The sequence below is a fragment of the Rahnella sp. WP5 genome, assembly GCF_000745615.1.
GTDB classification, from domain to species: domain Bacteria; phylum Pseudomonadota; class Gammaproteobacteria; order Enterobacterales; family Enterobacteriaceae; genus Rahnella; species Rahnella aceris.
The window spans coordinates 79400-100278 of sequence record NZ_JQJR01000008.1 but is presented as its reverse complement, the minus strand read 5'-3'; the positions used below and the strand labels follow the sequence as shown (position 1 = coordinate 100278).

Annotated in this window: 19 protein-coding genes; 13 read left to right on the top strand and 6 right to left on the bottom strand. The window is 55.4% G+C overall.

All coding sequences use genetic code 11. The features are described 5' to 3' along the window. Positions 1-23 precede the first annotated feature (23 nt). Genes rsxA through nth form a run of 7 tightly spaced genes read left to right on the top strand, consistent with a single transcriptional unit; the run spans position 24 to position 6295 of the window. Positions 24-605 (top strand): electron transport complex subunit RsxA, encoded by a 582-nt coding sequence (gene rsxA / locus EX31_RS06620; protein ID WP_013575431.1) that lies wholly within the window; start codon positions 24-26, stop codon positions 603-605. Beyond that, on the top strand, positions 605-1171 hold the full coding sequence (rsxB, locus tag EX31_RS06615; RefSeq protein WP_013575430.1) for an electron transport complex subunit RsxB: 567 nt from the start codon (positions 605-607) through the stop codon (positions 1169-1171). Before rsxA ends, rsxB begins: the two co-directional genes overlap by 1 nt. Before the next feature lies 1 nt (position 1172). Then, positions 1173-3278 carry an electron transport complex subunit RsxC gene (gene rsxC, locus EX31_RS06610; protein ID WP_037033964.1) on the top strand — a complete coding sequence of 702 codons (2106 nt, stop codon included), beginning with the start codon at positions 1173-1175 and terminating at the stop codon, positions 3276-3278. Further along, the gene (gene rsxD, locus EX31_RS06605; protein ID WP_013575428.1) at positions 3279-4331 is read left to right on the top strand and encodes an electron transport complex subunit RsxD; all 1053 of its coding nucleotides are present in this window, start codon (positions 3279-3281) and stop codon (positions 4329-4331) included. 9 nt (positions 4332-4340) lie between these two features. Beyond that, the gene (rsxG, locus tag EX31_RS06600) at positions 4341-4973 is read left to right on the top strand and encodes an electron transport complex subunit RsxG (protein ID WP_013575427.1); all 633 of its coding nucleotides are present in this window, start codon (positions 4341-4343) and stop codon (positions 4971-4973) included. Beyond that, positions 4966-5664, top strand: a complete 699-nt coding sequence (locus EX31_RS06595) for an electron transport complex subunit E (protein ID WP_037033962.1) — start codon at positions 4966-4968, stop codon at positions 5662-5664. Before rsxG ends, EX31_RS06595 begins: the two co-directional genes overlap by 8 nt. Continuing rightward, a complete protein-coding gene (gene nth, locus EX31_RS06590; protein ID WP_013575425.1) occupies positions 5657-6295 on the top strand; it encodes an endonuclease III in 639 nt (212 codons plus the stop codon). The genes EX31_RS06595 and nth overlap by 8 nt, the downstream gene beginning before the upstream one ends. Positions 6296-6932: 637 nt before the next feature. Here nth and EX31_RS06585 read toward each other — a convergent pair. The 4 genes from EX31_RS06585 to EX31_RS06570 form a co-directional block, all read right to left on the bottom strand. Continuing rightward, the gene (locus EX31_RS06585) at positions 6933-7430 is read right to left on the bottom strand and encodes a YjjA family protein (protein ID WP_037033961.1); all 498 of its coding nucleotides are present in this window, start codon (positions 7428-7430) and stop codon (positions 6933-6935) included. Positions 7431-7519: 89 nt separating this feature from the next. Next, a complete protein-coding gene (locus EX31_RS06580; protein WP_013575423.1) occupies positions 7520-8449 on the bottom strand; it encodes a LysR family transcriptional regulator in 930 nt (309 codons plus the stop codon). A gap of 48 nt (positions 8450-8497) precedes the next feature. Beyond that, a complete protein-coding gene (locus EX31_RS06575; protein WP_037033960.1) occupies positions 8498-9478 on the bottom strand; it encodes an alpha/beta hydrolase in 981 nt (326 codons plus the stop codon). Positions 9479-9583: 105 nt separating this feature from the next. Beyond that, positions 9584-10459, bottom strand: coding sequence for a nickel/cobalt efflux protein RcnA (locus EX31_RS06570; RefSeq protein ID WP_037033959.1), 876 nt, complete (start codon positions 10457-10459; stop codon positions 9584-9586). 119 nt (positions 10460-10578) lie between these two features. Between EX31_RS06570 and rcnR the strand changes: the two genes are divergently transcribed. Then, positions 10579-10851: a Ni(II)/Co(II)-binding transcriptional repressor RcnR gene (gene rcnR, locus EX31_RS06565; protein ID WP_013575420.1), complete on the top strand. Its 273-nt coding sequence runs from the start codon at positions 10579-10581 to the stop codon at positions 10849-10851. A 73-nt stretch (positions 10852-10924) separates the two neighbouring features. Here the strand turns inward: rcnR and EX31_RS06560 are convergent, their stop codons facing one another. Next, positions 10925-12343: a NarK family nitrate/nitrite MFS transporter gene (locus EX31_RS06560; RefSeq protein ID WP_013575418.1), complete on the bottom strand. Its 1419-nt coding sequence runs from the start codon at positions 12341-12343 to the stop codon at positions 10925-10927. 363 nt (positions 12344-12706) lie between these two features. Here EX31_RS06560 and narX point away from each other — a divergent pair, with 363 nt between their 5' ends. Together narX and narL are read left to right on the top strand one after the other, a co-directional pair. After that, positions 12707-14497, top strand: coding sequence for a nitrate/nitrite two-component system sensor histidine kinase NarX (gene narX / locus EX31_RS06555; RefSeq protein ID WP_037033958.1), 1791 nt, complete (start codon positions 12707-12709; stop codon positions 14495-14497). Further along, positions 14494-15144 (top strand): two-component system response regulator NarL, encoded by a 651-nt coding sequence (gene narL / locus EX31_RS06550; RefSeq protein ID WP_013575416.1) that lies wholly within the window; start codon positions 14494-14496, stop codon positions 15142-15144. The genes narX and narL overlap by 4 nt, the downstream gene beginning before the upstream one ends. 87 nt (positions 15145-15231) lie before the next feature. Here the strand turns inward: narL and EX31_RS06545 are convergent, their stop codons facing one another. Further along, positions 15232-16740, bottom strand: a complete 1509-nt coding sequence (locus tag EX31_RS06545; protein WP_037033957.1) for a YchO/YchP family invasin — start codon at positions 16738-16740, stop codon at positions 15232-15234. 347 nt (positions 16741-17087) lie between these two features. On the opposite strand from EX31_RS06545, the gene EX31_RS06540 reads away from it, so the two are divergent. The 3 genes from EX31_RS06540 to EX31_RS06530 are packed head-to-tail and all read left to right on the top strand — an operon-like array spanning position 17088 to position 20848. After that, positions 17088-17837 carry a gluconate 2-dehydrogenase subunit 3 family protein gene (locus EX31_RS06540; protein WP_037033956.1) on the top strand — a complete coding sequence of 250 codons (750 nt, stop codon included), beginning with the start codon at positions 17088-17090 and terminating at the stop codon, positions 17835-17837. A gap of 15 nt (positions 17838-17852) precedes the next feature. Next, positions 17853-19616 (top strand): GMC family oxidoreductase, encoded by a 1764-nt coding sequence (locus EX31_RS06535; RefSeq protein ID WP_013575413.1) that lies wholly within the window; start codon positions 17853-17855, stop codon positions 19614-19616. Continuing rightward, positions 19613-20848, top strand: coding sequence for a c-type cytochrome (locus EX31_RS06530; RefSeq protein ID WP_037033954.1), 1236 nt, complete (start codon positions 19613-19615; stop codon positions 20846-20848). The genes EX31_RS06535 and EX31_RS06530 overlap by 4 nt, the downstream gene beginning before the upstream one ends. Positions 20849-20879: the final 31 nt, after the last annotated feature.

Genomic DNA, 20879 nt, shown 5'->3' with positions numbered 1-20879 from the left:
TTTATTATGTCCGGGCAATTGTCATGACCTCTTATTTATTACTTTTTGTCGGCACTGTGCTGGTAAATAACTTCGTACTGGTTAAGTTTCTTGGCCTGTGCCCGTTTATGGGCGTTTCCAAAAAACTGGAATCCGCTATCGGTATGGGTCTCGCCACCACATTTGTGATCACCCTGTCGAATATCTGCTCGTGGATCGTCAACACTTTCGTTCTGATGCCGCTGGGGCTGGTCTATCTGCGCACTATGGCCTTTATTCTGGTGATCGCGGTTGTTGTGCAGTTCACCGAAATGGTGGTGCGCAAAACCAGCCCGTCTCTGTACCGCCTGCTGGGCATCTTCCTGCCGCTTATCACCACCAACTGCGCCGTGCTCGGCGTGGCGCTGCTGAACATCAACCAGCAATTCAACTTTATGCAATCTGCGCTGTACGGTTTCGCTGCGTCACTGGGCTTCTCGCTGGTGATGGTGCTGTTTGCCGCTATCCGTGAACGTCTGGTGGTGGCTGACGTCCCGGCACCGTTCAAAGGTTCTTCGATTGCGCTGGTCACGGCTGGCCTGATGTCATTAGCCTTTATGGGCTTCACAGGTCTGGTGAAATTCTAATGTTTGAATTATGGGTAGCGATTGGCGCGCTGACCGCTCTGGCGCTGGTTTTTGGCCTGCTGCTGGGTTACGCCTCGCGCCGTTTTGCCGTGGAAGGCAACCCGGTTGTCGATCAGATTGACGATATCCTGCCGCAAAGCCAGTGTGCGCAATGCGGCTATCCCGGCTGCAAGCCTTACGCCGAAGCGGTCGCCAATGGCGACAACATCAATAAATGCGTGCCGGGCGGCGAAGCCGTCATGCTCAAGCTGGCGACCTTGCTTAACGTTGAGCCGCAGCCGATGGGTGAAGACGCCGCGGCTGCTGTCCCGGTGCGTAAAGTGGCCTACATTGACGAGAGCAACTGCATCGGCTGCACCAAGTGTATTCAGGCCTGTCCGGTGGATGCCATCGTGGGTGCCACCCGCGCCGTACATACCGTGATTACTGATTTATGTACCGGCTGTGACCTGTGCGTCGCGCCGTGCCCGACGGACTGCATCGAAATGCTGCCAGTAAAAACCACCACCGCAAACTGGAAGTGGGATTTGAAATCCATTCCGGTTCAGGTCATCCATGCGGAGTAACATGTTTAATCTGTTTGCGGCGCTCAAAAAAGACAAAGTCTGGGACTTCGACGGCGGTATTCATCCGCCGGAAATGAAGACTCAGTCAAGCCACGTTCCGCTGCGCAACGTGCCGCTGCCTGAGCGCTTTATCATCCCCCTTCAGCAACACCTTGGCCCTGAAGGCGAGCTGTGTGTGAAAGCCGGCGACCCTGTGTTAAAAGGTCAGCCGCTGACCACTGGCCGTGGCCGTACCGTGCCGGTTCACGCGCCGACGTCGGGCGTGATCACGGCCATCGAACCGCACATCACCGCGCACCCTTCCGGTCTGAAAGAACTCTGTGTGCTGATTGAAGCCGACGGCCTTGATACCTGGTGCGAACGCGAATTCATTGCCGATTACCGCCAGCTTTCTGCTGATGAACTGAATCAGCGCATCAGTCAGGCCGGTATTGCCGGGCTGGGTGGCGCAGGCTTCCCGACCGCCAGCAAATTAGCCGGTGGCCTGACATCGACCCGCACACTGATCCTCAACGCGGCCGAATGTGAGCCTTACATCACTGCCGATGACCGGCTGATGCAGGAACATGCCATGGAAATTCTCCAGGGTACGCGCATCCTCTGCCACATGTTGCATCCTGAACGGGTGCTGATCGGCATCGAAGACAACAAGCCTGAAGCGATTGCCGCGCTTAAAGCCGCGATCAGTGCTGAAATCTCCGACGGAGTGCGTTTCGAACTGCGGGTCATTCCGACCAAATACCCGTCCGGCGGTGCCAAACAGCTCACCAAAATCCTGACCGGCCTCGAAGTGCCGAAAGGCCATCACTCGTCGTCCATCGGCGTACTGATGCAAAACGTCGGCACCGTGTTTGCCATTAAACGCGCAATCATTGACGGCGAACCGCTGATCGAACGCGTGGTCACGCTGACCGGTGAAGCGATGGCAAAACCGGGTAACGTCTGGGCGCGTCTGGGCACGCCGATTGAACACCTGATGCAGGAAGGTCAGTTACAACCGCAGGGCGATAAAAAGATGGTGATCATGGGCGGCCCGCTGATGGGCTTCACCCTGCCATCGCTCAATGTGCCCGTGGTCAAAATTTCCAACTGTCTGCTCGCGCCGTCTGACGCCGAACTGGGTCAGCCGGAGCAGGAAGAAGCCTGTATCCGTTGCAGCCTGTGCGCGGAATCCTGTCCGGCCGGTTTACTGCCTCAGCAACTTTACTGGTTCAGTAAAGGCGAAGAACACGAAAAAGCGCGCAAGCATAATCTGTTCGACTGCATCGAATGCGGCGCCTGTGCCTATGTCTGTCCGAGCAATATTCCGCTGGTGCAATATTACCGTCAGGAAAAGGCCGAAATCCGCGCCATCGATGCAGAGACTGCCCGGGCCACCGAAGCCAAAGCCCGTTTCGAAGCCAAACAGGCGCGTATGGAACGTGAGAAATTAGCGCGTGAAGAGAAACATCAGAAAGCGGCAGTGAAGCTGGACGACGTCGCAGCAGAAGAAGCACCTGTCGCTGAAAAGGCCACGGAACAACAGGCCGAAGCCGATCCGCGCAAAGCGGCGCTGGCCGCTGCCATTGCCCGTGCGAAAGCCAAAAAAGCCGCCGCTGAGCAGGACATTCCGGTGGCTTCTGAGCCGGTGCCTGAAACGCCGCCATCTGCAGAAGACGATCGTAAGGCCGCCGTGGCAGCCGCTATTGCCCGCGTGAAAGCGAAGAAAGCCGGTAATAACGGCGTTGTCGTGGAAGCCAAGGAAAGCGAACTGAACGTTGCACCAAAGCCCTCCGCTGACGACGATCGCAAAGCTGCTGTCGCCGCCGCCATTGCCCGCGTGAAAGCCAAAAAGGCCGCTGCTGCGCAACCTGCGGGCACTGAAGAAAACGTGACAACGTCACCTGCAGAACCTTCCGCAGACGACAAACGCAAAGCGGCGGTGGCGGCTGCCATCGCGCGTGCCAAAGCCAAAAAAGCCGCTGCACTGAGTGAAGCGCAGGACGCTGAACCGGAAGAAAAAGAAACATCACAACAAGAAAGCGATCCACGCAAAGCCGCTGTAGCGGCTGCGATCGCCCGAGTTAAGGCCCGTAAAGCCGCTCAGACAATGTCAAACGAGGAATAGATGGCCTTCAGGATTGCAAGTTCACCTTTTACGCATAATCGCCAGAACACCAGTACCATCATGATGATGGTGATTCTGGCGTGTATTCCCGGCCTGCTCGCTCAGGTCTGGTTCTTCGGTTACGGCACGCTGATTCAGCTGACGCTGGCTATCGTCATTGCCCTGCTGGCAGAAGGCGCGGTGTTACAGTTGCGCAAACTGCCGGTGAAAAAACGCCTGGGCGATAACAGTGCCCTGCTGACAGCCGTTTTGCTGGGTATCAGCCTGCCGCCGCTGGGCCCGTGGTGGATGGTGGTGCTCGGCACGATTTTCGCCATCATCATCGCCAAACAACTTTACGGGGGTCTTGGTCAGAATCCGTTTAACCCGGCCATGGTAGGTTATGTGGTGCTGCTGATTTCTTTCCCGGTTCAGATGACAACCTGGCTGCCGCCGGATGTTTTACAGCATCATCACGTCGGATTCACCGACACGCTGCTGACCATTTTCACCGGCCATAACAGTCAGGATCTGACCGCGTATCAGTTGAACATGAACGTGGATGGCGTGACGCAGGCGACACCACTGGATGCGTTTAAAACCGGTCTGCGCTCCGGCCATACCGCCGATCAGATCCTCGGAACGCCGTTGTTCAGCGGCACACTGGCCGGTCTCGGCTGGCAGTGGATTAACCTCGGATTCCTGGCCGGTGGCCTGTTCCTGATGTGGCGCAAAATCATCAGCTGGCATATTCCGGCCGCCATGTTAGGCATGCTGGTCATTTGCGCGGGTATCGCGTGGGGTCTGGCACCGGAAAACTATCCTTCACCGCTGATCGGACTGTTCTCCGGCGCGACGATGCTGGGCGCGTTCTTTATTGCCACGGATCCGGTGACGGCATCCACCACCCCGAAAGGCCGCCTGATTTTCGGGGGACTGATTGGTTTACTGGTGTGGCTGATCCGCAGTTACGGCGGTTATCCGGATGGTGTCGCTTTTGCCGTTTTACTGGCCAATATCACCGTGCCGCTGATTGATCACTACACACAACCACGTGTTTACGGGCATCGCTGAGGAAGAATTATGTTAGCTACAATGCGACGCCACGGCCTGATTCTGGCTTTCTTTGGCGCACTGATGACCGGTATGACGGCACTGGTCAACCTGATGACCAAGCCGACCATTGAACATCAGGCGCTGTTACAGCAAAAAACGCTGTTTGATCAGGTGATCCCGGCCAGCGTGTACGACAACGATATGCAAAACGAATGTTACAACGTCACTGATGAGTCACTTGGCAGCATGGCACCGCACCGTCTGTATCTGGCGCGCAAAAATGGTCAGCCGGTGGCTGCCGTGGTTGAAACCACCGCGCCTGACGGCTATTCCGGTGCGATTCAGTTGCTGGTGGCGGCTGATTTTCATGGCAAAGTTTACGGTTCCCGCGTGCTGGAACAGCACGAAACGCCGGGGCTGGGTGACAAAATTGAAGTGCGCATTTCCGACTGGATCAAACATTTCGCCAATCAGACCGTCAATGGTGCAAGCGATGAGCGCTGGGCGGTGAAGAAAGACGGCGGTATGTTTGATCAGTTTACCGGTGCGACCATTACACCGCGCGCCGTCGTCCGCTCGGTAAAACGTACGGCGCTGTTTATCGGGACGGTACCGTCTCAGCTTTCCCACCTCACCCCTTGTGGAGCCCGTGATGAGTGAAGCCAAAAAGATAATCGTTCAGGGTCTGTGGACCAATAACTCCTCGCTGGTTCAGCTGCTGGGGCTTTGTCCGCTGCTGGCCGTGACGTCGACTGCCACCAACGCCCTCGGTTTAGGGCTGGCGACTACGCTGGTGCTGACCTGTACCAACGCCATGATTTCCGCATTCCGTAAGTGGATCCCGGATGAAATCCGCATCCCGATTTACGTGCTGATTATCGCCTCGGTGGTCAGTACCGTGCAGATGCTGATCAATGCCTACGCGTTCGGTCTGTATCAGGCGCTGGGCATTTTTATTCCGCTGATTGTGACCAACTGCATTGTGGTCGGCCGTGCCGAAGCCTGTGCCGCCAGCAGCCCGATCCATCTGGCCGCCCTCGACGGTGCGATGACCGGTCTCGGGGCAACCTGCGCAATGTTTGTGCTGGGTTCAATGCGTGAAATTCTCGGCAGCGGCATGCTGTTCAATGGCGCTGATTTGTTGCTCGGCAGTTGGGCGAAAGTGCTGCGCGTCGAAGTGCTGCATCTGGATAACCCGTTCCTGCTGGCGATGTTACCGCCGGGCGCATTTATCGGCCTCGGTCTGCTGCTGGCCGGCAAATATCTGATTGATCAGCGTATGAAAGCACGGCAAGCGGCACAGCACGTTGTGGCGGAAGAAAGTCTGCCAAAGGGAAGCGTTCATGAATAAGGAAAAACGCACCGAAATTCTCAGCCGTTTGCGCGATAACAATCCGCATCCCACTACCGAACTGGTGTACACCACGCCGTTCGAACTGCTGATTTCGGTATTACTTTCTGCGCAGGCTACCGATGTCAGCGTGAACAAGGCGACGGCAAAGCTGTATCCGGTCGCCAACACGCCTGAATCGGTTCTGGCGCTTGGCGTGGACGGCGTAAAGGAATACATCAAAACCATTGGCCTGTTTAATGCCAAAGCGGAGAACGTGATTAAAACCTGCCGTATTTTGCTGGAAAAACACCATGGTGAAGTGCCGGAAGACCGCGCAGCGCTTGAAGCGCTGCCTGGCGTTGGCCGCAAAACCGCCAACGTAGTGCTCAATACCGCCTTCGGCTGGCCGACCATTGCCGTGGATACGCATATTTTCCGCGTCTGTAACCGCACGAAGTTCGCGCCGGGTAAAACCGTGGATGACGTCGAAGAGAAATTGCTGAAAGTGGTTCCGGCCGAGTTCAAGCTCGACTGCCACCACTGGCTGATCCTGCATGGCCGCTATACCTGCATTGCACGTAAGCCGCGGTGCGGGTCGTGTTTGATCGAAGATTTGTGCGAGAGTAAAGAGAAGGTTTATGCGGAGTGAAAGGGGGTTCCCTTTGGATCCCTTTAAATGGCTTTAAATGGCTTTAAATGGCTTTAAAAGCTTTAAATAGAATTGAGTAAATTTCGGTTTCTCAATAACGGTTATCACACGGCCTTTCGTGCCGAAACCGACCAGAGGGGAAAGGCTTTTCCCCTCTGAACTCCCCTCGCTTTTTCAAACATGTGATCCGCGCGCTGGCTATGTTTCAGCAACCGCAGCGACAGGCTGGAAATCTTGCCGCTGCGCGGTTCCTTCGTTTCGGGATTGCAGCCTATGGTCTGCAACCTCTCATTCAGCAAGCTTTCTGAATCGCCCGCAGGATCTTAAATTCAAAAAACAAAATTACTCTGTTTTAGAGAGTTCAATGGCGTGCTCAAAATCCAGCTGAACGGAGCGGCTTCGAGACCTGTGGCTCGAAGACCGAGAGAAGGTAGTGCGCAGCACCTGGATTTGCGCCACTCATCAATACAGCAGAACATGTCCCTTGCGCCAGCGGAGCGCGCAGTGAAAAAGCGCGGAGTCCAGAGGCCCGCGCGTTACCGGGTCTCTGGTCGGTGTGGGCCGATGCCCACGGTGTTGACCTTGAATTTGAATTTGAATTTGAAGTTAAAAGCCGCCATTGCAGCGGCCTCTGCAATCAAATAAACGATTTCGCCTGCTTCAGCACCACATCACAGGCTTTGGTTTTCACTTTCTCTTTCACCTGCGTCAGCCCGCTCCCCAGATTATTCAGATCCACGCTTTGATCTTTACCGGTTTTCAGCAAACCCCCCAGACCCTGCTGATAATCCTGGCTTTCAGCACCCTCTGCCGTCTGGATGCCCAGCTTGCTCAGCAACTGATCTTTCACATTCTCAGTGCTGGCTTTGGAAAGTACGTTGTTCTTCACGCAGTACTGCAACACACCTGCGACGTTGTTCGCGCTGGTCGACGTCAGGGCACTGTCGCCGCCACTGAGCAGCGAGGTCAGCGAAGATGTGGTACCGGCAGAACCGGTTTTGCTGCTGGTGCCATTCAGTCCTTCGTTGGCGGCCTGCTGCAGTTGTCCCAGAAGATTATTCGAAGCCTGTGCACCTGCTGAAAGCAAAATACCCGCAGAGGCCATCGCCAGAACAACGGCTTTCAATGTTTTCATGTCTTACTCCATCCATTTCACATAAGTATTGCGGCAAAGCTTGGGCTGAAAGTTTCATGACATCAATAGGAATACCGGACAGAACGTCTTTATTGCGCCACATTTGACGACTTGTTAAGCGCCTGCTGCGCCAGCCAAAGCCCGGCGGCGGTGAAGAAATGCTGCGCCAGCGGCGTTGCCCTTCCCGCTTCGGCGACGACCAGCGCGGCGTGACGACTCATCGGCGTGATATCCAGCGGGCAACGTTTCAGTGCAGGATGCATTTCATCAATCAGATGTCCACGCGGCACCAGCGCACAGCCAATTCCGACAAACACGCCCTGCATCAGCTGGAAAATAGACGTGCTTTCCAGCCGCGGATGCAGCTCAAGTCCGGCCTGGCGGAAGAAATTATCCAGATACCGGCGGAAATAGCGGCTCGGTTCAGACAGACACAACGGCAGCGCGGCAACCTGTTCGGCGGTTATCCGTTCAATGCCCTGTAACTGCGGGAAATGATCCGGGTGATACACCACGTCAACACCGCCATCATCGAGCGGCACCAATTGGAAGCGCAGCTCATTGAGCGTCGAGAACTCAAAGAAACCGATACCGACATCCACCGAATGGCTGCTCAGCGCTTCAATCAACTGATCAGCACTGACTTCTGCCACGCGGTAATCCAGCCCCGGATGCGCTTCGCTGACCGCCTTAATCAGTTGCGCCAGCGACACGCTGCATTGCGGCATCACGCCGATACGCAATGTCCCGCTCATGCCCTGTTTCAGCGATTCGACTTCCAGTTTCAGGCCTTCATAGACAGCCACGATTTCCCGCGCCCAGCTCAGCACCCGCAGACCTTCTGCGGTAAAACCTTCGAAGTTATTACCGCGATTGATCAGATTCAGGTCGAGCTCTTTTTCGAGGTTTTTGAGACGCATCGACAGTGTCGGCTGGCTGACAAAGCTGGCTTCCGCCGCCCTGCCAAAATGCCGTTCGCGTTCGAGGTTACAGAGATAGATAAGTTGTTTGATATCCAATTTATTTTCTAATTCAGCCGGTTGTTATGCCTTATCGATTGCTGCTGATTATAAGCCAAAGTCATGATAATGACGCAGCGGATTAAAACCGGCTAAGGCATCCTGACGTTGTTTGCGGGCGCGACGGGCCAGTGCATAGGCCGGATCGCCATTGAAACCGTGGAATCCGCCCGGATAGATGCTGAATTCCACCGGCACGCCAGCGCGGATTAACCGGCGGGCATAGTCGATGTTTTCATCGAGGAACAAATCAATTGAGCCGACGCCAATCCAGGCCGGTGGTAATCCGCTCAGATCCTCTGCGCGGGCAGCCGCAGCGTAGCAGGAAATATCCGGCAAACCGGCTTCGTGACCGAGGTAGGCGTGCCAGCCGAAACGGTTGTCCTCGCGCGTCCAGGAGAATTCGCCGGTCACCGGATTCGGGTTGGGATCGGTCACAGTGCGGTCGTCGAGCATCGGATACATCAGGTTTTGAAACGCCAGTGTCGGACCGCCCCGGTCGCGGGTCAGCAGCGCCAGAGAGGCCGCCAGCCCGGCACCGGCGCTGTCACCCATCACACCGATATGCGCAGGGTCAATACCCAACACCTCTGCCTGTGCGGTCATCCAGATCAGCGCGGCATAACAATCTTCCAGCGGGCCGGGGAACGGCGTTTCCGGCGCGAGACGGTAATCCACCGATACAATGACGCAGTCGTGCTGTGCCGTCGTCGGGCGGGTCAGCGGCATCGACTGTTCAGGGCTGCCCAGCACATAACCGCCACCGTGAATATGCAGAATACCCATCCGGCCTTTCCGTTCATGCTGCGGCGAAATCACCACGACACGCACCGCTGGCGCATTTTCACCACCTGAAATGTGATGCTGACTAACCGTTACCGGCAACCCGTCATCCTGTGACAGACTTTCCAGCGCCGCCGTCTGACGTTGCTCGCGCATGGCAGGCAGAACGGAGGCTGCAAGCACGCGTTCTGGCATCAGATCCAGTAACGGGCGCAGTTCGGGGTCAACAAGGTGGGCAGTTTTCATGGCGGGATCCATTTATCCGTTTATCATCCCGTCATTTATAACGCCTTGAGCCGGTTTTAAAAAGTCTGAATTGTTATTGCTTATGACTGATTACGTTCAGATTTTTCATGAGGTTAAGCCCATAACCCCGTGAATGCCCATATAAATCCCCACCAGCGCGATCAGCACACTGGAAAAATAAGGCGCCCGGCGCGCCAGCGTGTTTAAACCGCTCCAGCGTTTAGCCGCCTGGCGGACACTGACGGCAGCCGCCACGCCTACAGTTACCAGCGTCAGCGCCAGTCCGATGCTGAAACACACTACCATCGTCGCTCCCAGCGCCAGTTGTTTAAGCTGGATGCAGATCAGCAGCACGGTAATGGCGGCCGGGCACGGGATCAGCCCACCGGTCAGACCGAAAAATAAAATCTGCCCGTTAGTCACTTCCGTACTGGCAAAACGTCGCTCAATATCGCTGGCGTGCGCCAGTTCATGGGCGTCCTGATACTCCTGCGGCGACAGGCTGATACGCTTCATGCCACGCAGGTTATTAAGTCCCCGGGGCTGAACGTGACGCTGAACATTCGCATGCGTGTGGGAATGTCCGTGATGATGGTCATGATCAGCATGATGCCCGTGCGCGTGCTCCTTCTTCCAGAGTTGTTCACCACGAAATGTACGCCAGAACATCCATGCCGCCGTGCCCAGGATGATGACCGCAGACACCAGTTGCAACCACGGCTCGACAGCCTCTGCGGTGAACCGGTTGCTGAGATACATGCCGCCAAACGCGATGATCCAGACAATCGCAGTATGCGAAACCGTGGCCGCCAGCCCCAGTAAAATAGCCTGCCGGACAGTGCCTTTAATCGCAATGATAAAGGCAGCCATCATGGTTTTCGAATGGCCGGGCTCAAGCCCGTGCAAAATCCCCAGCAATATGGCGCTGGGGATAAAGATCCACGCATTTCCCTGCTGTAAAAGGGTAGAAAAGTCATTCATGTTAATGATTCCCGATAAGGTAGGCGCTGGGATTCTACTCCCCCCCAGTATTAAATACACCCCCCCAGTATCCACAAATGATATGATCGCGCCGTCATTGGTGTCACGGAGGAAGTGAGATGTCCCATACCATTCGCGATAAACAGAAGCTGAAAGCCCGTACCAGCAAAATTCAGGGTCAGGTGGCGGCGTTAAATAAAATGCTGGATGAGCCCCATGAATGCGCGGCTGTTCTGCAACAAATTGCCGCGATCCGCGGCGCGGTGAATGGCCTGATGCGGGAAGTGATTAAAGGCCATCTGACTGAGCATATTGTTCATGAAGAAGATGTTGTGAAACGTGAGGCCGATCTGGACGTCGTACTGAGCGTGCTGAATTCTTACGTGAAATAACCTCCTGTACCGCAGGTCTGATCACGCCAAAAGGGGCCGAAGCCCCTTTTATTTCCTTCACGGAGTATCGTGATTAGCTTTTGACTTGTTTGGTGGCAAAACCTTTGTTTAGTTTGCGCCAGTACACCAGCCAGGTGATCAGCGCACAGACCACGTAAAACACCAGGAAGACTTTCATCGCGCCAGCCGGTGAACCGGTCAGCGCCAGTGAAGTCCCGAACGCTTTAGGAATAAAGAAACCGCCAATCGCGCCGATTGAAGAGATAAAACCGAGCGCCGCAGCAGTATCCGTCACCGCCTCACGCAGCGCTTCATCATCGCTGGCGCCACGCGCTTTAGCCTGGTCGGTAGTCAGTTTGCGGAAAATCACCGCAATCATCTGGTAGGTGGAGCCACTGCCCAAACCGGCCGTCAGGAACAGCACCATAAATACCGCGAAGAATGCCGGGAAGTTGCCGCCCGCGCCGCCGACCGGCAAGGTCAGGAACAGTAAACCGGCAAAAATCGCCATGACGATGTAATTCACCAGGGTTACGCGAATACCGCCAAGGCGGTCTGACAGCATGCCTCCCGCAGAACGCGCCAGCGCGCCAAAGAACGGGCCGAAGAAGGCGAATTGCAGGATGTTAACGTCGGGGAACTGGGTTTTAGTCAACATCGCAAAACCGGCGGAGAAACCGATAAACGAGCCGAAAGTCGCCAGATACAATATGCTCATGATCCACAGATGACCGCGTTTCAGCACCGGCAACTGCTGGCGGATTGAGGCTTTAGAAGACGCCAGATCGTTCATACCAAACCAGGCAGCAAGCGTACCGATGATCAAAAAGGGTACCCAAATCCACGCCGCATTTTGCAGCCACATGTCCGCACCGTTCGCCAGGGTTTGTTTATCGCTGAAAGCCGCAAACACACCCAGGGAAATGACCAGCGGCGCAACCAGTTGCATCACGCTCACGCCCAGATTACCCAGACCGCCATTGATCCCTAATGCGCCGCCCTGCTTCGCTTTCGGGAAGAAGAAGCTGATATTGGACATGCTCGAGGCGAAGTTTGCTCCACCGAAACCGCACAACAGCGCAATGATCAGGAAAACGTTATACGACGTGGTGGTATCCTGCACCGCAAAACCCAGCCACAGGCACGGCAACACCAGAAATACGGTACTGATGGCTGTCCAGCGGCGGCCACCGAACAGTGGGATCATAAAGGAGTAAGGCACGCGCAACAGTGCGCCGGACACAGACGGAATAGCGGTCAGCATAAACAACTGATCCGTGGTGAAGTTAAAACCGACTTTATTGAGGTTAACGGAGACCAGGCTGAACAGCATCCAGACGCAGAATCCCAGCAACAAGCAAGGCACGGAAATCCATAAATTACGGCTGGCCACTTTATGCCCGGTCTTTTCCCAAAAGGCCGGATCTTCCGGACGCCAGTCCTGCAGCAGGCGTGACGGTTTTTCCGTCGGTGAAGCTGATGTGTGTGACATGTGTACCTCGGTGGCAACGCATTGTTGTTGTAATGATTAAGTTATGTCGCACACACTAGGTAGAGCCCCGCTTCAGGATGTTGATACAAATCAACGCAATCGCAGGTGGATAATGCAGGAAAAATGACCATGAATCCTTTGTGAGTATCCGGTGAAAAAAGAATAAACTGCTAGTATTCATAAAGTTGATGAAGAAATATTCTTTCATCTAATGAAGGTATAAATCAGATGGAAATAAAGGAGTAACCATAAAGAGGTATAGGGAAACGCCCTCTGATCATAAAAAATGCCCACTCTGTACAGGATGGTGTCAGCCCGGCACGGTATCCGCAGCTTTCGATATAGGTTCAGGAAATACTATTCATGTTTAAACGCGCACTGCCTTCTTTATCGCTCATCAGCCAGATCACATTGCTGATGCTGCTGCTCGGCCTTCTGGGCATTGGCGGAATGAGCATGGCAGCGTGGATGGCGGGCAGTATCGAAGGCAACGCCCATGCGATTAATAAAGCGGGTTCCCTGCGTATGCAGAGTTACCGGCTGTTGTCGCAGGTTCCCCTGAGCGAAACCAGTGCCCGTTATATCAGCCAGATGGAAGCTGACGAAAGCAGCGCCGATTTATTACAGGCGGTAGAGCGCGAAAACCTGCAACCGCAGTTTCTGGCGTTACGTCAGTACTGGCAAACTACCCTGCGCAACCAGCTTCTGGCGGCTAAGCATCCGCAAGATGTATCAGCCAATATCGCCGTATTTGTCGGCCAGCTTGATGTGCTGGTCGCCGCACTTGAGTACAAAACCGAATACCATCTGCAACAGATTTCGCTGATTCAGCGCGGGCTGGTGGCGGTCACTGTATTACTGATGGCGCTGACCATCTGGTTCCTGCGCCGCCATCTGTTAACGCCCTGGAAAAGCCTGCTCGCACAGGCCAGCGCCATTACCGCCGGGGATTTCAGCCACCGCTATCAGCGCAAACGTGTGGCGAATGGCGATGCGCATAATGAAATGGATATTCTCGGTGATTCGCTTAACAGCATGTCGCTGGCGCTGGCGGAGATGGTCGATAATCTGGCGCAGCGCGTGGCAGAAAAAACCGCCGACCTGCAACAAAAAAATCAGATGCTGGATTATCTGTACCGTGTGAGCCGTCAGCTTCACACCAGCGACCCGCTTGAGGTGCGCATGGAGCCGGTGCTGAAAGAGTTACAGTCACTGACTCCGCTGAGCGGAATTCAGTTGCGCCAATACGAAAATAACAGTGTGGAAGTGTTCAATGAATTCAGCCATGCTTCACCCCGTCAGCCTGACAGCCCTAAGGTCGGTGAACATGCGGATGACGGCGGCGAATCCCTGAGCTGGAGCCTGCGCGACGATCGTGAAAATTACGGTGTGTTGCTGGCACAGTTGCCGCCGGGCCAGTATCTGGATGACGATCAGCAGCAACTGCTACATACCCTGCTGGAACAGCTCACCAGCACCCTGATGCTGGCGCGTCAGGCAGAACATCAGCAGCAGTTAATGCTGATGGAAGAGCGCTCAGCCATCGCCCGCGAACTGCACGACTCGCTGGCGCAGTCGCTGTCGTGCCTGAAAATTCAGGTGGCCTGCCTGCAAATGCACGCTGACACGTTCTCTGAAGAAGATAAAAATCTGTTGCAGCAAATGCGTGAGGAACTGAGTACCGCTTATCGTCAGTTGCGGGAACTGCTGACCACGTTCCGACTGACGCTCAATACTCCCGGCCTGCGTGCTGCGCTGCAACATACCGTGGATGAATTCTCGCGCCGCATGGGTCTGTCCATCGGTTTTGATTACCAGATCCCGCCGCGTTCCGTGCCGGCCAATCAGGGTATTCACCTGCTGCACATCGCCCGTGAAGCCCTGAACAATGTTTACAAACACGCTAACGCCACGCAGGTATCGCTTTCACTGCACTGTCATGACGGCGAAATCAACATGCGTGTTTGTGACAACGGCGAAGGCATTTCACAGGACGTCGAGCGACAAAATCATTATGGCCTGATCATCATGCAGGATCGCGCCAGTACCTTACACGGCAGTTGTCGGGTCGCCCGACGCCCGGATGGCGGCACAGAAGTCACGGTGCGTTTCCGTCCGGAAGCCCTGCCTGTCAATCCCCAGGAGCAAGTATGAACGACATCACCCCTTCCACTATTTTGCTGATTGACGATCATCCTATGCTGCGTAACGGCGTGAAACAGCTGATCGCGCTGGACTCGCGTCTCAAGGTCATTGGCGAAGCCAGCAATGGCGAACAAGGCGTTGAACTGGCGAAACAGCTCGACCCGGATCTGATCCTGCTGGATCTGAATATGCCGGGCATGAACGGGCTGGATACCCTCGACAGCATGCGCCAGACCTCGCTTTCCGGTCGTATCGTGGTATTCAGCGTGTCGAATCACGAAGATGACGTGGTGACAGCCCTGAAACGTGGCGCGGATGGTTATTTACTGAAAGATATGGAACCGGAAGATTTGCTCGCCGCGTTGCATAACGCCGCCGCCGGGAAGATGGTGCTGAGCGAAGCGCTGACGCCGGTGCTTGCCGCCAGCCTGCGTGAAAGCCGCCCGAGCGGTGACCGCGATATTCAGTCCCTGACGCCGCGCGAACGCGACATCATCAAACTGATCGCTGAAGGTTTACCGAACAAAATGATCGCCCGCCGGTTGAATATCACCGAAAGCACGGTGAAAGTGCACGTCAAGCACCTGCTGAAAAAAATGAAACTCAAATCCCGCGTCGAAGCGGCGGTATGGGTGTTGCAGAGTAATGTGCTTTAACAAGGTGTTAGCCTTTAAAACCCCCTCCCTGCCTCCCCCTTCGCTGGGGGAGGCGCAAAAAGCCAGACCATCAGTGCAGTGGCTCGATCAGAAATTCAGCCCCGCGTCGTTGCCGTATTGCGGTTGCGCAGTCAGCGGCGGGGATACATTGAGGGTGATCCAGTTTGACGTCACTTTCTGCGATTTACTGTCTTCCACGGTCACCGACAGACGATAAATGTTGGTGGCGTCCGGGGAATCATCCCACGGCGGCACAATCACACTCCAGCCATCGGGATTACGGTTATTCGCGGGCGGCGTCAGGCTCAGCGCCTGCGTATCGCCCTGCCAGCTCAGCGCCACCACTGAATTCAGCGCGCGCAGTTGCAGTTTCAGCGGCACAGTTTCGCCCGGCTGCAATGACCACGGCGGCGTGGCTAAAAACACCGACAAGGTTTTACGCTGTTTGAATTCCATCACCGGCATATTATTGCGATCAACCATGTCCATGCGGCTTCCGCGCAGCGAGCGCGCTGCCGCGACATTCCGGAAAGACAATTGTTGATCCAGCGGCACACCCAGCCGGTAATTGAGGGTCAGTTTCACCACATCCTGATTATCGCCATCCTGCCCGGCCTGATGCTCGGCCATCACCGTCACCAGCGGTACCGGTGTGTAATTCACGCCAAACGACACCGCCGAGGGATTACTCTGCCGCGTGCCGTTACCGAACAAATCCACCTGATGACCGAAATACTGCTCATAACTCAGCGAAGCCCCCAACTGGCGGTAGAACGGTAAATAGCCTTTGGTGGTGATGTCATAGCCACGCGCCTGACGGCGCAGTTGCGCAGACGTACTGCTGTCAGCTTTATAGGACGAAAACGGATGATAATAATTGGTGGAGAAACGCAGGTAATCTGTCCAGGCTTCCGCGCCCAGACTGCCGCGCGTCAGCTGATGATCGAAATCATTATCCACAAAAGCGTTATATCCCAGCATCCACGCGCCGGTGTTGAAGCGCTGGCCCAGGCCGAAATTACCGACAGTGGCATCCGTCTCGCTTTGCAGGCCAATCTGGCTGTAAACCAGATTGGTTTGAGAATTATATAGCGGGCTGAAAAGCCGGCCGGAGCTGCCGTCAAGATTACGCCCGGTCATATCCAGTGAGGTGCTCACTATCCCCAGCGGCGAAAGCAAACTGCTGGTTTCTTTTTGCACCAGTTTCGCGGCCTGACTCAACGCCAGCGTCTCCGCCTGCACACGCAGGGGATCATCGCTGTCCGTAGTGGTGGCTCCCAGCTCTTTCAGCGTGGTAGCAAGTTGTTTTTCAGTGGCCGTCGGTCCGGTATTGTTATGGATATACTGGCTGCCAAGGCTCGGTAACGTCTGAGACGCTTGGGTCGGGGTGCCATTGTTAAAGACAGAACTTTCGTCGCTGGCAGGCAGAAAACCGCTGAGGTTATAGCTGAGTGCGCCGTATTCGGTGGGTTCTGCCGTCAGCGCACTGGCGCTTACAGCATAGAAGGCGGTTCCCCCAGCCATCAGCAAAGAGGCGCAGGTCTTGCCTGCAAATCGCTTCAATAAATCAGAAAAAAAATCTGTGACGTCAGTCATACCTTACACATTTTGCCCGTAAGGTTTGATCTTACCGCACGGTCAGCATAATTCAACCTTCACGCCACGAACGGCCACATACATCATTCCCTTAAATGAAATCATGCCAATTCATTTCCATAGTGAATGCATGGATGATTTGCCGCCACCTCACAAAAAATATCACCTAAAATAACACCAAAGATATCATTGCACACATTTGATAACATTTTTAACAAACCAACCATTTATCTTTACAGTCTGTTTTCATTTATCCTTAGCAGGTTAACGATTATCCCGACGCCACCCGACTGCCCTGGCAGAGTGGGTCCGGACCTTAAAGTGATGTATACCAACAGGGAACATAAATGAGCAAAAAAACCTTGCCCGGCGTGACCCGCAGACAAATTCTCTCCTTCACGGCCGCCTCTGCAGTACTGGGTGCCGCCAAAGCCGCAAATGCGGTGACGCTCAAAGGCACGCCCGTGTGGAGCCCCTTTGACGCCAGCCCGCCGCCGCAGATTGAGACCGATGGCTGGGCGTTCTTCACCGACGCCGAAGCCGCTGCTATGGAAGCTATTGTTGACCGTCTGGTGCCCGCCGATGACCTGAGCGTGGGCGGTAAAGATGCCGGATGCGCAGTGTTTATCGACCGTCAGCTGGCCGGATTCTACGGCACTTATTCCCGCCTCTATATGCAAGGCCCTTTCCAGGACGGTACACCGGAACAAGGTGACCAGTCACCGCTGGTTCCGCAACAGCGTTACCGTCTTGGTCTGGCCGCACTGGATAAATACACCCGGTCACAGCATCAGAAATTATTCAAAGATCTGCCCGGTGACCAGCAGGATCAAATCCTGGCAGGCCTTGAGAGTGGAAAAATTGCCCTTGATGGGATCGATTCCAAATGGTTCTTCGCCATTGCACTTAAGAACACGATGGAAGGTTTCTTCGCTGACCCGATTTATGGCGGTAACCGCAATATGGTGTCGTGGAAAATGCTGGGCTTCCCCGGCGCACGCTACGACTACCGCGAATATGTCGGCAAACATAACCAGAAACTCGATCTCGAACCGCTGAGCATTTCCGGCGGCGACGCATGGAAAATGAAAAGCTAAGGGCAGAACAATATTATGGCAAAAAAATTACCCAAAACCGACGTGGTGGTGATCGGACTCGGCTGGGCCGGCTCGATCATCGCCAATGAATTGTGCGACGAAGGTCTGAATGTGGTGGCAATTGAACGCGGTCCGTGGCGTGATACGGCGCGCGATTTCAACGTAGCGACCGTTACTGATGAATTGCGTTACAACACCCGTCAGGAACTGATGTTACGCACCCGTCAGAACACCATCACCATCCGCAACAATCCGGCGCAAACGGCTTTGCCGATGCGCGAATGGGGATCTTTCCATCCGGGTAACGGCACCGGCGGCGCAGGCAACCACTGGGCGGGGATCACCTTCCGTTTCCAGCCAGATGAATTCCGCCTGAAAAGCCATCTGACTGAACGTTACGGCGCGAACGCCATCCCGGAAGAGTTAGTTCTGCAAGACTGGGGCACCGACTGGGACGAAATGGAACCGCATTACGCCTCTTTCGAACGTCTGGCCGGGGTGTCCGGTAAAGCCAGTAACGTGAACGGCGAACATCATGACGGCGGTAACCCGTATGAAGGGATGCGCTCGATTGAATATCCGACCCGCCCGATGGATCAGCCTTACGGCCCGACACTGTTTGCTGAAGCCGCGCGCAATATGGGCTACAAAGCCTTCCCGGTGCCCTCTTCCCTGATTTCCGAGCCTTACACCAACCCGCTCGGTGTAAAAATGGGACCCTGTACCTACTGCGGCTTCTGCACCAACTACGGCTGCGCGAACTATTCCAAGGCCAGCGCCATCACTACCGTATTACCGGCGCTGATCCGCAAGGAGAATTTCGAAGCCCGCACCAACTGTGAAGTGATGCAGGTGCTGACCGATTCCACCGGCAAACGCGCCACCGGTGTGGTCTATATCGACTCGTCCGGTGACGAGTGGGAACAACCGGCTGATCTGGTGATCGTCAGTGCCTTTACCTTCGAAAACGTCCGTCTGATGCTGCTTTCCGGCATCGGTAAACCCTATGACCCGGTCACCTTAAGCGGCACCACGGGCCGTAATTACGCTTATCAGACCGCCAACGGTGTGCAACTGTTCTTCGATGACAAAAACTTTAACCCGTTCATCGGTGCAGGCGCGGTCGGGATGGGCATCGACGATTTCAACAATGACAACTTCGATCACAGTGGTCTGGGCTTCTTTGGCGGTGGCAGTATCCGTGTCACACCCATCGGCGGTGCGCCCATCGGCTACCGCCCTGTTCCGCCGGGAACGCCGAAATGGGGCAGCGAATGGAAAAAAGCCACGGTCGCCAACTATCTCAGCTCGATGTCGATCGGCTGTGAGGCCAGCAGCTACACCACCAAAACCAACTATCTGTCGCTGGATCCGAACTATAAAGACCGTCTGGGTCGCCCGCTGCTGCGCGTGACCTTCGATTTCCCGGAAAACGATCTGAAAATGGCCGCGTATTGCACCGGTAAAGTGGCCGAAATCGCCAAGGCGATGAACCCGCGTCAGCTGGTCGCTAATCCGATGAAAGGCCACTGGAACGGTACGCCGTATCAGTCTTCCCACGTGGTCGGCGGATTTGTGATGGGCGCGGATCCGTCCACCAGCTCGGTAAACAAACATCTGCAAGTCTGGGATGTGCCTAATCTGTTCGTGGTCGGCGCCTCTGCCTTCCCGCAAAACCCGGGCTATAACCCGACCGGCACCGTCGGCGCGCTGGCGTTCAAAGCCGCCCATGCAATCCGTAACTACTATCTGAAAAAACCGGGAGAGATGATCGCATGAAAAAGTTAACCTCATTCTCACTCGGTTTACTGGCTTTGAGCATCAGCGGGCTGGCCCACGCGGCAGGCGACGGCTCTTTCGAACAGGTGGAACGTGGCCGGTATCTGGCAACGGTGGGCGACTGCGCCGCCTGTCATACCGCCTCCACGCCGGATGCCAAACCTTTCGCCGGTGGCGTACCGATTGAAACACCGTTTGGCCGTCTGGTCGGCGCAAACATTACGCCAGATGTGCAAACCGGTATCGGCAAATGGACGTTCGATGACTTCCAGCGCGCGATGTCCGAAGGCATCGGCCACGGCGGTAAACGTCTTTACGGTGCGATGCCGTTCACGGCCTACACCAAAGTAACCCGCGAAGATAACGCCGCCATCTGGGCATATCTGCAAACCCTGCAACCGGTGCATCACGAAGTCGAGACCAACCAGTTGCCGTTCCCGTTCAACGTGCGTACCAGCCTGATGGGCTGGAACTGGCTGAACTTCACCCAAGGCGAATTCAAACCGCAGATGGATAAATCGGCGGAATGGAACCGTGGCGCGTATATCGTTGAAGGTCTGGGGCACTGCGGCACCTGTCATACACCGAAAAATATGATTGGCGGCGACAAGGACAGCGAGTTCCTGCAAGGCGCGGTGGTGGAAGGCTGGGTCGCGCCGGATATCACCAGCAACAAGCACACCGGTGTCGGCAACTGGACGCAGGAAGATCTGATGCAATATCTGAAAACCGGGTCTAACCGTTTCGATATCGCTTCCGGTCCGATGGCGGAAGAAGTCACTAATTCGTCTCAGCACTGGACGGATGCTGACCTCAAAGCCGTGGCGGTGTACCTGAAAGACAGCGGTCATGACAGCGGCAGCAAAGCCCCTGCGCCGGTGAAAGCCGATGATAAGGCGATGGTGGCCGGGAAAAATATCTATGCTGACCGGTGTTCCGCATGCCATACGCCAGCCGGAAAAGGTCAGGAAGGTCTGTTCCCGCGCCTGGCCGATTCACCGCTCATCAACCAGACCAACGCCACATCGCTTATCCGCGTGGTGCTGACGGGCAGCCGTCCGGTGGCTACCGACAGCCAACCGACCGCGCCGTCGATGCCATCGTTTGATGCCAACATGAGCGATGCTGATGTCGCTAACGTGCTGACGTATATCCGTAACAGTTGGGGAAATGCCGCCGCGCCGGTTTCTGCCTCAGACGTGAAAGAGTTACGCGCAGAACTGAAGAAATAAGCAGGGATCTGCTGAAATGTTAAAGGCCGCG